The organism is Pseudomonas sp. MDV22-iso1 (genome assembly GCF_058145095.1).
On record NZ_JBYVMF010000006.1, the window covers coordinates 28,294 to 41,821 of the forward strand.

The window sequence follows — 13,528 nt, forward strand, 5'->3', positions numbered from 1 at the left end:
GTAAGAGGCCGCGTTGATGGGGTTGGTTAACGCAAGATTCAGACCATGGCGATGCGCTATTACTTTCTATTTAAGGTCGTTAGCAGGCTAAGGGGATGGCGCGGACGCACTGAAAAATGGCACATTGGCGCACCTGCCTGTTTGCACCCATTTGTAGTACGGAAACCCTTATGGCTATCAGCAATGCCCAGACCGGCACCCCGCCGGCATCAGCGACCCCGCAAAGCAGCCCATTGGTCATGCGCATCATCGGCGCGGTGGCGCTGGCGCATTTGATCAACGACCTGATTCAGTCGGTTCTACCGTCGATCTATCCGATGCTCAAAGCCAACTACGGTTTGACCTTTACGCAAGTCGGACTGATTACCCTGACTTTTCAGCTGACCGCCTCGCTGCTGCAACCGTGGGTCGGATATCACACTGATCGCCATCCCAAACCCTGGCTACTGCCGGCCGGGACCGTGTGCACGTTGATTGGCATCCTGATGATGTCCGTGGTCGGCAGCTTTCCGATGATTCTGCTGGCGGCGGGGCTGATTGGTATCGGTTCTTCGACCTTTCACCCGGAAGCTTCTCGCGTTGCGCGCCTGGCCTCTGGCGGGCGTTTCGGGTTGGCACAATCGACTTTCCAGGTGGGCGGTAATGCGGGCTCGGCCTTCGGTCCTTTGCTGGCTGCGGCGATCATCATTCCGTTCGGTCAAGGCTACGTCGCCTGGTTCGGACTGTTCGCGGTGTTTGCGCTGTTCGTGCTCTATCGGATCAGCCGTTGGTACGCCAACCACTTGAGCTTGTTCAAGCTCAAACAGGGTCAGGCAGCCACCCATGGTTTGTCGAAGGGAAGAGTCACCAGCGCGCTGGTGGTCCTCGGGCTGCTGGTGTTTTCCAAGTACTTCTACATGTCCAGTCTTACCAGCTACTTCACCTTTTACCTGATCGAGAAATTCGATCTCTCGGTGGCCAGTTCGCAGCTGCATTTGTTCCTGTTTCTGGGCGCGGTGGCGGCGGGGACGTTCTTTGGCGGGCCGATTGGCGACAAGATCGGGCGTAAAGCGGTGATCTGGTTTTCGATCCTTGGCGTCGCGCCGTTTACCTTGCTGCTGCCTCACGTCGATCTGTTCTGGACCAGCATCCTGAGCGTGGTGATCGGTTTCATCCTGGCGTCGGCATTCTCGGCCATCGTCGTGTATGCGCAGGAGCTGGTACCTGGCAATGTCGGAATGATCGCCGGTGTGTTCTTCGGGCTGATGTTCGGTTTTGGCGGGATTGGTGCGGCGCTGCTGGGGCATTTGGCGGACATACACGGCATCGAGTACGTGTACTTCCTGTGCTCGTTCCTGCCGTTGTTTGGTGTGCTGGCAATCTTCCTGCCGAGAACCAAAAAGGGCTGAACACTCCTACCCGAATCACGGGCACAAAAAAGCCGCGTATCAAACGCGGCTTTTTATTGGGCGGGTGCTACATCCCGAACAAACTCAGACGTTGAAGCGGAAGTGCATCACGTCGCCGTCTTTAACGATGTAATCCTTGCCTTCCAGACGCCATTTGCCCGCTTCTTTGGCGCCGGCTTCGCCCTTGTACTGAATGAAGTCGTCATAGGCGATGACTTCGGCGCGGATGAAGCCTTTTTCGAAGTCGGTGTGGATTACGCCTGCGGCTTGTGGCGCAGTAGCACCGACGCGGACAGTCCAGGCGCGAACTTCTTCTACACCGGCAGTGAAATAAGTCTGCAGGTGCAGCATTTCGTAACCGGCGCGAATAACGCGATTCAAGCCTGGCTCTTCAAGGCCCAGGGCTTCGAGGAACATGTCTTTCTCTTCGCCGTCTTCCAGCTCGGCAATTTCAGCTTCGATCTTGTTGCAGACCGGAACCACCATGGCGCCTTCTTCTTCAGCGATGGCCTTGACGATGTCCAGCAGAGGGTTGTTCTCGAAACCGTCTTCAGCGACGTTGGCGATGTACATGACCGGCTTGGTGGTCAGCAGGTGGAAACCACGAATTACCGCTTTGTCGTCGGCACCCATGTTCTTCATCAGCGTGCGCGCTGGCTTGCCGAGCGTGAAGTGAGCGATCAATTGCTCCAACAGGCCTTTCTGAACTACCGCGTCCTTGTCACCACCCTTGGCGTTGCGCGCGACTTTCTGCAGTTGCTTCTCGCAGCTGTCGAGGTCGGCGAAGATCAGTTCCAGGTCGATGATTTCGATGTCGCGTTTCGGGTCGACGCTGTTGGAGACGTGGATCACGTTCTCGTCTTCGAAGCAGCGGACCACGTGAGCGATGGCATCGGTCTCGCGGATGTTGGCGAGGAACTTGTTACCCAGGCCTTCACCTTTCGAGGCGCCGGCAACCAGGCCTGCGATGTCGACGAATTCCATGGTGGTCGGCAGGATGCGCTTTGGATTGACGATGGCAGCCAGGGCTTCCAGTCGTGCATCCGGCATCGGCACGATACCGGTGTTCGGCTCGATGGTGCAGAAGGGGAAGTTCTCGGCCGCGATCCCGGATTTGGTCAAGGCGTTGAACAGGGTGGACTTGCCGACGTTAGGCAGGCCGACGATGCCGCAATTGAATCCCATGGTGTTTCCCCTCGGATAAGAGTCAGGCCTTTTGGCTGTGCAGGTTTTTCATCGCGCGGTTCCATTCACCGGCGAGGATATCCGGCAGCACGCCGAGGGCAAAGTCGATGCTGGCATCGAGTTTTTCCTGTTCGGCGCGTGGCGCACGACCCAGGACGAAATTTGAAACCATACTGGCAACGCCTGGGTGGCCAATGCCAAGCCGCAAGCGGTAAAAGGTATTCTGATTGCCCAGTTGCGCAATGATGTCGCGCAACCCGTTGTGACCGCCGTGGCCGCCGCCCTGTTTGAGTTTGGCAACGCCCGGAGGCAGATCCAGTTCGTCATGCGCCACCAGGATTTCTTCAGGCTTGATGCGGAAGAATCCAGCGAGTGCCGCGACGGCCTGGCCGCTGCGGTTCATGTAGGTGGTGGGAATCAGCAGGCGAACATCCTGACCCTGATGCGAATAGCGTCCGGTCAGGCCGAAATATTTGCGATCCGCCACAAGATTTACGCCTTGTGCGTTCGCGATGCGCTCAACAAAAAGGGCCCCTGCGTTATGCCGGGTCTGTTCGTATTCAGCGCCTGGATTTCCCAGGCCAACGATCAGTTTGATGGCAGTCACGATAGGGGCCCTTCCTTGGAGTGGTGGTTAACATCGCCGCAAGCATGTGCGGCGAAAGTGGACGACAAGTGCTCATTTACCATTATGTAAACTCCGCGTTCTCGCCCGCTTTCTCGCTACGTACTAGTCCGCGATGTTACCGGTCACTCCGGCGAACAGAGTGAAATTACTCTGCTTCGCCTTCTTCAGTAGCTTCTGGAGCAACACGTGGGGCGTGAACGTTGGCAACTGCCTTGTCATCACCGTGTGCCAGAGCAACAAACTCAACGCCTTTAGGGGCTTTGAGGTCAGACAGGTGAATGATCGAACCGATTTCGGCGTCAGCCAGATCGACTTCGATGAATTCAGGCAGGTCTTTTGGCAGGCAGGTCACTTCGATTTCCGAAACAACGTGCGAAACTTCGCCGCCTTTCTTGATCGGAGCTTCTTCACCAACAAAGTGTACAGGCACGATAGCGGTCAGTTTCTGGCCAGCTACAACGCGTACGAAGTCAGCATGCAACACGTGGCCTTTGGCCGGGTGACGCTGCAGAGCTTTGATGATTACGTTTTGCTTGGTGCCGCCAACGTTCAGCTCGATGATGTGGCTGTAAGCCGCTTCGTTTTCGAGCAGTTTGGCAACTTCTTTAGCCAGCATGCTGATGGATTCAGGGGCTTTTTCGCCACCGTAAACTACAGCAGGTACCAGGCTTGCGAGACGACGCAGGCGGCGGCTCGCACCTTTCCCCAGGTCGGAACGCACTTCAGCATTCAGAGTAAAATCGTTCATGTTGTATCTCCAAAATAACCACATTCGCCCCAGCGTTTGCGACCAGCGCTAAAGGCGATATGGGCAAAAAAGCCCCGCCCCGACAGGAATGCCGGGGCGGGGCGCTTTTCGTCAACGAGACATTCGAGAAGGGCAGGGCCCTTAGCGGAACATCGCGCTGATCGATTCTTCATTGCTGATGCGGCGGACCGCTTCGGCAACTACCGGCGCGATATCCAGTTGACGGATACGCGAGCAGGCTTGAGCAGCAGCGGACAACGGGATGGTGTTGGTCACCACCAGTTCGTCCAGCATGGAATTTTCAATGTTTTCGATCGCCCGACCGGACAGCACAGGGTGTGTGCAGTAGGCGAAAACCTTGGCAGCGCCATGCTCTTTCAAGGCCTTGGCCGCGTGGCACAGAGTGCCGGCGGTATCGACCATGTCATCGACCAGAATACAGGTACGCCCTTCGACATCACCGATGATATGCATCACTTCAGAGTGATTGGCTTTCTCACGGCGTTTGTCGATGATCCCGAGATCAACACCCAGGGATTTGGCAACGGCACGTGCACGCACGACGCCACCAATGTCCGGGGATACAATCATCAGGTTTTCGAAGCGCTGATCTTCAATGTCATCCACCAGTACCGGGGAGCCGTAGATGTTATCTACCGGAATATCGAAGAAACCCTGGATTTGGTCAGCATGCAAATCAACCGTGAGAACACGATCGATGCCGACTACGGTAAGCATGTCAGCGACGACTTTCGCGCTGATAGCCACACGTGCGGAACGCGGACGGCGATCCTGACGGGCATAACCAAAGTAAGGAATTACAGCAGTGATACGAGTAGCCGAGGAGCGGCGGAAGGCATCAGCCATCACTACCAGTTCCATCAGGTTATCGTTGGTCGGAGCGCAAGTCGGCTGAATAATGAAAACATCTTTACCGCGGACGTTTTCATTGATCTCGGCTGTAATTTCGCCGTCGGAAAACTTGCCGACAGAGATGTCACCGAGAGGGATATGCAGCTGACGTACGACACGTCGAGCCAGATCGGGGTTAGCGTTCCCCGTAAAGACCATCATCTTGGACACGCGCAGTACCTAGAGGCTGAGGGTAACCTGGATGAGTATAGAAAATGGCAGGGGCGGCTGGATTCGAACCAACGCATGGCAGGATCAAAACCTGCTGCCTTACCGCTTGGCGACGCCCCTGTATCTGTTGCAACGAGTACCCAGTACTCGATTCCTTTAGAGCAGACTTTGCAGCTTGCGATGCAACATCGAAACGTTGCTTCCTTTCGCTACAAACCCTGTAAGGGTCTCTGTAAGAAGGGCCGAGACTTTATCAGCTTCAGCTTTGCTTGGGAAGCCCCCAAACACACAACTTCCAGTTCCGGTGAGTTTTGCTTCGGTAAATTTACCTAACAAATTCAATGCGTTACGTACATCTGGATAACGCCTTGCTACCACCGGTAAGCAGTCATTTCGACTGTTTCCCTTGGGAACGGGGCGCACTTTAATGGGAGGAGTGTTACGTGTCAACAGCGGATCTGAAAAAATTTCTGCTGTACTTACAGATACTTGCGGCACCAGCACTAGATACCACGGTTCTTCGGGGTCTACAGGGGTCAGTTTCTCGCCCACGCCTTCGGCAAAAGCCGCGTGACCGCGCACGAAAACCGGGACATCAGCGCCCAGCGTAAGACCCAGTACAGCCAACCGATCCTCGTCCCAACCCAGTTGCCAGAGATGGTTCAAGCCGAGCAGTGTCGTCGCGGCATTGGAGCTGCCGCCACCGATGCCGCCACCCATGGGCAGAATTTTTTCGATCCAGATGTCGATGCCAAGCGAGCAACCCGATTGCTCCTGAAGTTTTTTCGCGGCCCTGACGATCAGGTTGCTGTCATGGGGGACGCCATCGAATTCGGTGTGCAGTCGAATCACGCCATCGTCGCGCACGGCGAAGGTGATCTCATCGCCGTAATCGAGAAACTGAAAAATAGTCTGCAGCTCGTGATAGCCGTCTTCACGGCGACCGAGGATGTGCAGCATCAGGTTGAGTTCGGCGGGGGAGGGCAGCGTCAAGCGCGGAGCAGTCATGTTCACTGCCCCAATTTGCGTGGCTGCCATTCCTTGATCACCAGCGTGACGTCAAGGTCGGTGCCGTGCAGCTTGATGCGCTCAGGCAGCCAAAAGCCGTTTTGTTCCGCGTAGCTCAAATATTCCACCTGCCAGCCATCCTGTTCCAGATTGGCCAGGCGGCTGTCCGCGTCCAGGGTCAAACGGCTTTTACTATCAGGTGCGGGGAGCCCGCGGACCCACCAGGCCAGATTGGACACCGGCAGCTTCCAGCCCAGCTGTTCTTCCAGCAGGATTTCCGGGTTCGGCGCTTCGTAGCGGCCCTGATTAGCAACTTCCAGCGAGACTTTTCCGGGGCGACCCGTCAAGCGAGCCGCGCCGCGACCCAAGGGGCCGGAGAGGCGAATGTCGTAATAATCCTGACGCTGTAGCCAAAACAGGGTGCCGCTGCCCGAATCTTTAGGCGCGCGAATGCCGATCTTGCCATTGATCTGCCAGCCATCAAGGCCAGTCAATTGCTGTTTGTGTTCACGCCATTGGGCGGTGTTGCCGTGACCCTCGACCGACTCGCGGGCGCCGAAACCCGCGCAACCGGCGAGCAGGGCGATAAAACTGAAAACAATGAAATGGCGCAAAAACATAATCTTAAAGAGTCTCTGATCCGGTCAGGCGCTTGATGGTACCGCGCAGAATTGGGCTGTCGGGCTGTTCCTTGAGGAACTTGCCCCAGATTTGCTTCGCTTCCCGTTGCTTGCCATTGGCCCACAGGACTTCGCCAAGGTGAGCTGCGACTTCCTGATCGGGGAAGCGCTCCAGTGCCTGACGCAAATAGCGCTCGGCTTCATCGAGGTTGCCCAGTCGGAAGTTCACCCAGCCGAGGCTGTCGAGCACTGCCGGGTCATCCGGATTGATCTGGTGCGCCTGTTCAATCAGGGCCTTGGCTTCGGTGTAGCGCGTTGTACGGTCAGACAGGGTGTAGCCGAGGGCGTTCAACGCCATTGCATTGTCCGGGTCGCGTTTGATGATCAGCCGCAGGTCTTTCTCCATCTGCGCCAGGTCATTACGCTTTTCCGCCTGCATGGCGCGGGTGTACAGCAGATTCAGATCGTCCGGGTATTGCTGCAAGGCTTTCTGCAACACGGCCCACGCCTTGTCCGGTTGTTTGTTGGCGGACAGGGTCTCCGCTTCGATCAGGTACAACTGAATCGCGTAGTCCGGCTGCTCGTCACGCTGGGCTGCCAGGCGACTTTGAGCTTCAGCCGTCTTGCCGTTGTTCATGAGGATGTCGGCCTGACGCAATTGCGCCGGCAGGTAATCATTACCCGGGCCCACTTGTGCGTATTCGATCAGTGCACCCTGTGGATCGTTGCGCTCTTCAGCGATGCGCCCAAGGTTCAGGTGCGCCGAATCGACGTGGCTGTCCCGGGCAATCAAGTCCTCAAGATAACCTTTGGCCTCTTCCCAGGCCTTGGCTTCCAGGCACACCAACGCCAGGGAATAGCGCAGTTCATCGTCTTCGGGGTACTGCTGGACCAGGCTCGAAAACTCGACTTTGGCGTCTTCCATGCGGTCCTGTTCAACCAGCATTCGTGCGTAAGTCAGGCGCAGGCGTTTGTCGTCCGGGTACTTCTTGATGCTTTTTTGCAGCAGCGGCAAGGCTTCATCGCCACGATCGAGAGATTGCAGCAAGCGTGCCCGCAGCAGAATCGGGGCTATCTCGCCATCTTCCGGTGGATTGTCTTCGAGCAGGGCCAATGCGCCCTTGGCATCGCCGTCCTGTTGCAACAGCAAGGCCTTGCCGAAAATCAGCTGGCCGTTGTTGGGATGACGCTGCAACAAACGATCGAAACTTTTCATCAAACCATCGCGGGTGTCCTGGTCCGTGTCGGCCGCGGACAAGGCGAGGAAGTCGAAATGCGTGTCGCCTTTGCCCTGCAGGACCTTCTCCATATAGACCATGGAGTCGTCGTAGCGCCCGGCGCGAGCCAGTTGCACTGCGGCGGCCCGTTGCGCTTCGAGGTCATCCGGGGCGTTTTTTGCCCAGATGAGTGCAGTGTCCAGCGCCGCCTGATCAGCGCCCAGATACTCGGCAATACGGAATGCCCGCTCGGAAATTCCCGGATCCTGAGTGTTGATGGCCTGGGTCACGTAGTTGTCCAGGGCAATGTCGAAACGATTGCGCTGGCCAGCCAGTTCCGCACTCAACAGGCTGAAGACGGTTTCTTCGCTGAACGAGCCATAGACCTTGGGTTTTTCAGGGGCGGGGGTGCTGTCTTCAGTCGGCGGCGTACCGTCCGACGAAACGGGTGCCATGGCCTGGCAGCCGCTGAGGAAGACAAAAGCGAGGAGCAACGCGGAAGATCTATTCATATAGGAAGAGGACGACTAACCTGCGGTCAGATCATCATGACACAAGCCTTCGGCCAAACATAACCGGCCCGGCAATTTACCGATGCGCCGTGCCCTGTGGGAGCTGGCTTGCCAGCGATGGTCGTTAACGATGACGAGTTTTCACAGGGAGCCAGCGGTGTCTGTCAGTCCATCGCAGGCAAGCCAGCTCCCACAAGGACCGGTGTACGCTTCGTGTAAACGAGAAGCGCTCGCAGTTTCGGGTGATGCCTACCAAGGCGATAGAGATCGAGTAGTTGTTCTCGTTGTGTCGAAGTAGGACAATTGCCGGCTTCACGTCACCATCTGCGACTTTGAATGGCCTTCCTTGCACTCGGTATCAACCACAAGACTGCTTCAGTAGACGTCCGCGAGCGCGTGGCCTTTACCCCTGAGCAGCTGGTGGAGGCCTTGCAGCAGCTCTGCCGACTTACCGACAGCCGCGAAGCTGCGATCCTCTCCACCTGCAATCGCAGTGAACTCTATATAGAACAGGATCACCTTTCGGCTGACGTCGTGTTGCGCTGGCTGGCCGATTACCATCATTTGAGCCTCGACGAGCTGCGTTCGAGCGCTTACGTGCACGAAGATGATGCGGCAGTTCGTCACATGATGCGGGTCGCCTCCGGGCTGGATTCGCTGGTACTGGGCGAACCGCAGATTCTCGGTCAGATGAAGTCCGCCTACGCCGTGGCCCGCGAGGCCGGCACTATCGGTCCATTGCTCGGGCGTCTGTTCCAGGCGACGTTCAATGCGGCCAAGCAGGTGCGTACCGACACTGCCATTGGCGAAAACCCTGTTTCCGTGGCGTTCGCCGCAGTCAGCCTGGCGAAACAGATCTTCAGCGATCTGCAGCGCAGCCAGGCCCTGCTGATTGGCGCCGGCGAGACCATCACCCTGGTCGCCCGTCATCTGCACGAACTGGGTGTGAAACGTATCGTGGTTGCCAACCGCACACTGGAACGCGCGAGCATCCTGGCCGAACAGTTCGGCGCTCACGCCGTATTGCTGTCGGATATCCCGGCAGAACTCGTGCGCAGTGACATCGTTATCAGCTCTACCGCCAGCCAGCTGCCGATCCTGGGCAAGGGCGCCGTCGAAAGTGCCTTGAAGCTGCGCAAGCACAAACCGATTTTCATGGTCGACATCGCCGTGCCTCGGGATATCGAGCCGGAAGTCGGCGAGCTTGACGACGTTTACCTCTACAGCGTCGACGATCTCCATGAAGTCGTCGCCGAGAACCTCAAAAGCCGTCAAGGCGCTGCCCAAGCGGCGGAAGAGATGGTCTCGATCGGCGCTGAAGACTTCATGGTCCGCCTGCGTGAACTGGCCGCAGTGGATGTGCTCAAGGCCTATCGCCAACAAAGCGAGCGCATGCGCGACGAAGAATTGCAGAAGGCCCAGCGGATGCTGGCCAATGGCAGCAGCGCCGAAGACGTGCTGGTGCAATTGGCGCGGGGCCTGACCAACAAACTCCTGCACGCCCCGAGCGTGCAGTTGAAAAAGCTTTCTGCCGAAGGACGCCTCGACGCACTGGCAATGGCCCAGGAACTCTTTGCCCTCGGTGAGGGCTCATCGGATAGCTTTTCGGATAAAAAAACGCAATGAAAGCGTCACTGCTCAATAAGCTGGATATCCTCCAGGACCGTTTCGAGGAACTGACCGCCCTCCTTGGCGACGGTGAAGTCATTTCCGACCAGACCAAATTCCGCACCTATTCCAAGGAATACGCGGAAGTCGAGCCGATCGTCGAAACCTATAAACAGTTGCTCAAGGTACAGAGTGATCTTGAAGGTGCTCAGGCGCTGCTCAAGGACAGCGACCCGGACATGCGCGAAATGGCCGTGGAAGAAGTCCGCGAAGCCAAAGAGCAACTGATCGAAATCGAAGCCAATCTGCAACGCATGCTGCTGCCCAAGGATCCGAACGACGGTCGCAACGTGTTCCTCGAGATCCGTGCCGGTACTGGCGGTGATGAGGCGGCGATTTTCTCGGGCGATCTGTTTCGCATGTATTCACGCTACGCCGAGCGTCGCGGCTGGCGGGTGGAGATCCTTTCGGAGAACATCGGTGAGCACGGTGGCTATAAAGAAGTCATCGCGCGAGTTGAGGGCGAAAATGTCTACGGCAAACTGAAATTCGAGTCCGGCGTCCACCGCGTACAGCGCGTACCGGCCACCGAATCCCAGGGCCGCATCCACACCTCGGCCTGCACCGTAGCGGTGTTGCCTGAACCGGACGAGCAGGAAGCGATCGAGATCAACCCGGCGGATATCCGGGTCGATACCTACAAATCCTCTGGCGCGGGCGGTCAGCACGTCAACAAGACTGACTCTGCTATTCGCATCACGCACATACCGTCCGGTATCGTCGTGGAGTGCCAGGAAGAACGTTCCCAGCACAAGAACCGCGCGCGGGCGATGGCCTGGCTGTCGGCCAAGCTGAACGACCAGCAAACCAGCGCTGCCGCCAATGCCATCGCCAGCGAGCGCAAGTTGCTGGTGGGTTCAGGGGATCGTTCAGAGCGGATTCGTACCTACAACTTTGCGCAGGGCCGGGTGACTGATCACCGGGTCAACCTGACGCTGTACTCCCTTGATGAAATCCTCGCCGGTGGCGTCGATGCGGTGATCGAGCCGTTGCTGGCCGAGTACCAGGCCGACCAACTCGCAGCGATAGGTGAGTAAATGACCATCATTGCCAGTTTGTTACGCGCCGCCGATTTGCCCGACTCGCCCTCTGCACGTCTGGATGCCGAGTTGTTGCTGGCGGCTGCGCTGGGCAAGCCCCGCAGCTTCCTGCATACCTGGCCGGAACGCATCGTGCCGAGCGAAGCGGCGCTGAAGTTCGCCGAATTCCTGCAACGTCGTCGCGGCGGGGAGCCGGTGGCCTACATCCTTGGCCAGCAAGGTTTCTGGAAGCTGGACCTGGAGGTCGCCCCGCACACCCTGATCCCGCGTCCGGACACCGAATTGCTGGTAGAGACCGCGCTGGAATTGCTCCCGGCCACCCCTGCCAGGGTTCTCGACCTCGGCACCGGCAGCGGCGCGATTGCCCTGGCCCTGGCCAGTGAGCGCCCGGCATGGAAGGTCACCGCGGTGGATCGCGTACTCGAAGCCGTTGCCCTGGCCGAACGCAATCGCCAGCGTCTGCACCTGAACAATGCCACTGTGCTGAGCAGCCATTGGTTCAGTGCCCTGGAAGGTCAGCGCTTCGAACTGATCATCAGCAACCCGCCTTACATCGCCAGCGCCGATCCGCATCTGGTCGAAGGCGACGTGCGCTTCGAGCCGGCCAGCGCCCTGGTTGCCGGTATCGACGGGCTCGACGATCTGCGTTTGATCGTCGCCCAGGCGCCGGACTACCTTGAAGCGGGGGGATGGCTGATGCTCGAACACGGTTACGATCAGGCCTTGGCAGTGCGCGATCTGCTGCTGACCCGTGGTTTTGAAGAAGTGCACAGCCGCACCGATCTGGGCGGTCACGAACGTATCAGCCTGGGACGCTTGCCGTGCTAAATGATCAGGAATTGTTGCGCTACAGCCGTCAGATTCTGTTGCAGCACGTCGATATCGACGGTCAGCTGCGACTCAAAGCAAGCCGTGTCCTGATTGTCGGCCTCGGCGGTCTCGGTTCGCCGGTTGCGCTGTACCTGGCGGCTGCCGGTGTTGGCGAGCTGCATCTGGCGGACTTCGACAGCGTCGACCTGACCAATTTGCAACGCCAGATCATTCATGACACCGACAGCGTTGGTGTCAGCAAGGTCGACTCGGCCATCCGCCGATTAAGCGCCATCAATCCCGAGATTCAGCTGATCGCCCATCGCACTGCGCTGGACGAGGATTCCCTCGCTGCTGCGGTAGCGGCGGTGGACCTGGTGCTGGACTGTTCCGATAATTTCTCCACCCGCGAAGCGGTCAACGCCGCGTGTGTGATGGCCGGTAAGCCTTTGGTGAGCGGCGCCGCCATTCGCCTCGAAGGGCAATTGTCGGTGTTCGATCCACGGCGCCCGGAAAGCCCTTGCTACCACTGTTTATACGGACACGGCAGCGAAGCCGAGCTGACCTGCAGCGAAGCCGGCGTAATCGGTCCCTTGGTCGGTTTGGTCGGCAGCCTCCAGGCCCTCGAAGCGCTGAAACTGCTGGCAGGTTTTGGCGAGCCGCTGGTGGGTCGATTGTTGTTGATTGATGCCCTGGGCACACGGTTTCGGGAATTGCGCGTCAAGCGAGATCCGGGTTGCGGCGTTTGTGGGTCGAAACATGCGTGAAGCGCCGATTGGCGTGTTCGACTCCGGTGTCGGTGGACTCTCGGTGCTGGCTGAAATCCAGCGTTTGCTGCCTGACGAGTCCCTGCTGTACGTCGCCGATTGCGGGAACGTTCCCTATGGCGAGAAAACCCCGGAATTCATCCGCCATCGTTGCAGCGTAATGGCCGGCTTTTTTCAGCAGCAGGGCGCCAAGGCGCTGGTGCTGGCCTGCAACACCGCGACGGTGGCAGGTGTCGCAGATTTGCGCCGCGATTACCCCGAGTGGCCCATCGTTGGCATGGAGCCCGCAGTCAAGCCTGCCGCAGCTGCAACGCGCAGTGGCGTGGTCGGTGTCCTCGCCACCACCGGGACATTGCAGAGTGCCAAGTTCGCCGCGCTGCTCGACCGCTTTGCCACCGATGTGCGCGTGATTACCCAGCCATGTCCCGGTCTGGTGGAGTTGATCGAGAACGGTGATCTGCACAGTCCGGCCTTGCGAACGTTGCTTGGCAGCTATGTCGCGCCGCTGCTGGCCGCAGGGTGTGACACGATCATTCTCGGCTGCACGCATTACCCCTTCCTAAAGCCTTTGCTAAAGCAGATGATCCCAGAGCACATCAGCCTGATCGACACCGGTGCTGCGGTAGCACGGCAACTTCAGCGCCTGTTGGCAGAACGTGAGTTGCTCGCTGATGGGCCTGCTCGCGCCGCACAGTTCTGGACGAGTGCCGATCCGGAACATTTTAGTAATGTGTTGCCGGTACTCTGGAATTCCACCGGCATTGTGCGTAGCTTCGACTTGTAAAAAAAATGTGAAAAGTCCCGAAACCGTCTGAACTTCTGACTAATCGTCGACTTCTATAGCTTTGAATGTT

General features: G+C 58.0%; 13 protein-coding genes and 1 tRNA gene. 6 read left to right on the top strand and 8 right to left on the bottom strand.

The window, feature by feature from the left end:
* The first annotated feature begins 170 nt into the window (after positions 1-170).
* Entirely contained in the window at positions 171-1,388 is a 1,218-nt protein-coding gene (locus AC3ZVB_RS09405) for an MFS transporter (RefSeq protein ID WP_490146369.1), read from the top strand.
* Between the two features lie 84 nt (positions 1,389-1,472).
* Here the strand turns inward: AC3ZVB_RS09405 and ychF are convergent, their stop codons facing one another.
* The 8 genes from ychF to AC3ZVB_RS09445 form a co-directional block, all read right to left on the bottom strand.
* Positions 1,473-2,573: a redox-regulated ATPase YchF gene (gene ychF / locus AC3ZVB_RS09410; protein ID WP_162439689.1), complete on the bottom strand. Its 1,101-nt coding sequence runs from the start codon at positions 2,571-2,573 to the stop codon at positions 1,473-1,475.
* Between the two features lie 22 nt (positions 2,574-2,595).
* On the bottom strand, positions 2,596-3,180 hold the full coding sequence (gene pth, locus AC3ZVB_RS09415; RefSeq protein ID WP_008037207.1) for an aminoacyl-tRNA hydrolase: 585 nt from the start codon (positions 3,178-3,180) through the stop codon (positions 2,596-2,598).
* A gap of 166 nt (positions 3,181-3,346) precedes the next feature.
* Positions 3,347-3,949 carry a 50S ribosomal protein L25/general stress protein Ctc gene (locus tag AC3ZVB_RS09420; RefSeq protein ID WP_162439688.1) on the bottom strand — a complete coding sequence of 201 codons (603 nt, stop codon included), beginning with the start codon at positions 3,947-3,949 and terminating at the stop codon, positions 3,347-3,349.
* A 141-nt stretch (positions 3,950-4,090) separates the two neighbouring features.
* Entirely contained in the window at positions 4,091-5,032 is a 942-nt protein-coding gene (locus tag AC3ZVB_RS09425; RefSeq protein ID WP_003208392.1) for a ribose-phosphate pyrophosphokinase, read from the bottom strand.
* A 45-nt stretch (positions 5,033-5,077) separates the two neighbouring features.
* Positions 5,078-5,152 (bottom strand) — tRNA-Gln (locus AC3ZVB_RS09430).
* 36 nt (positions 5,153-5,188) lie between these two features.
* Positions 5,189-6,040 carry a 4-(cytidine 5'-diphospho)-2-C-methyl-D-erythritol kinase gene (gene ispE, locus AC3ZVB_RS09435; RefSeq protein WP_490146444.1) on the bottom strand — a complete coding sequence of 284 codons (852 nt, stop codon included), beginning with the start codon at positions 6,038-6,040 and terminating at the stop codon, positions 5,189-5,191.
* A gap of 2 nt (positions 6,041-6,042) precedes the next feature.
* Positions 6,043-6,660, bottom strand: a complete 618-nt coding sequence (lolB, locus tag AC3ZVB_RS09440) for a lipoprotein insertase outer membrane protein LolB (RefSeq protein ID WP_490146370.1) — start codon at positions 6,658-6,660, stop codon at positions 6,043-6,045.
* Between the two features lie 4 nt (positions 6,661-6,664).
* Entirely contained in the window at positions 6,665-8,389 is a 1,725-nt protein-coding gene (locus tag AC3ZVB_RS09445; RefSeq protein WP_194692743.1) for a tetratricopeptide repeat protein, read from the bottom strand.
* A 336-nt stretch (positions 8,390-8,725) separates the two neighbouring features.
* Between AC3ZVB_RS09445 and hemA the strand changes: the two genes are divergently transcribed.
* The 5 genes from hemA to murI are packed head-to-tail and all read left to right on the top strand — an operon-like array spanning position 8,726 to position 13,458.
* Positions 8,726-10,015, top strand: a complete 1,290-nt coding sequence (gene hemA / locus AC3ZVB_RS09450) for a glutamyl-tRNA reductase (RefSeq protein WP_162439685.1) — start codon at positions 8,726-8,728, stop codon at positions 10,013-10,015.
* Positions 10,012-11,094, top strand: a complete 1,083-nt coding sequence (gene prfA, locus AC3ZVB_RS09455) for a peptide chain release factor 1 (RefSeq protein ID WP_162439684.1) — start codon at positions 10,012-10,014, stop codon at positions 11,092-11,094. Before hemA ends, prfA begins: the two co-directional genes overlap by 4 nt.
* Positions 11,095-11,925: a peptide chain release factor N(5)-glutamine methyltransferase gene (gene prmC, locus AC3ZVB_RS09460; RefSeq protein ID WP_162439683.1), complete on the top strand. Its 831-nt coding sequence runs from the start codon at positions 11,095-11,097 to the stop codon at positions 11,923-11,925. It abuts the gene before it with no gap.
* Entirely contained in the window at positions 11,919-12,674 is a 756-nt protein-coding gene (locus tag AC3ZVB_RS09465) for a molybdopterin-synthase adenylyltransferase MoeB (protein ID WP_490146371.1), read from the top strand. The genes prmC and AC3ZVB_RS09465 overlap by 7 nt, the downstream gene beginning before the upstream one ends.
* Positions 12,667-13,458 (top strand): glutamate racemase, encoded by a 792-nt coding sequence (gene murI, locus AC3ZVB_RS09470; protein ID WP_490146372.1) that lies wholly within the window; start codon positions 12,667-12,669, stop codon positions 13,456-13,458. Before AC3ZVB_RS09465 ends, murI begins: the two co-directional genes overlap by 8 nt.
* Positions 13,459-13,528: the final 70 nt, after the last annotated feature.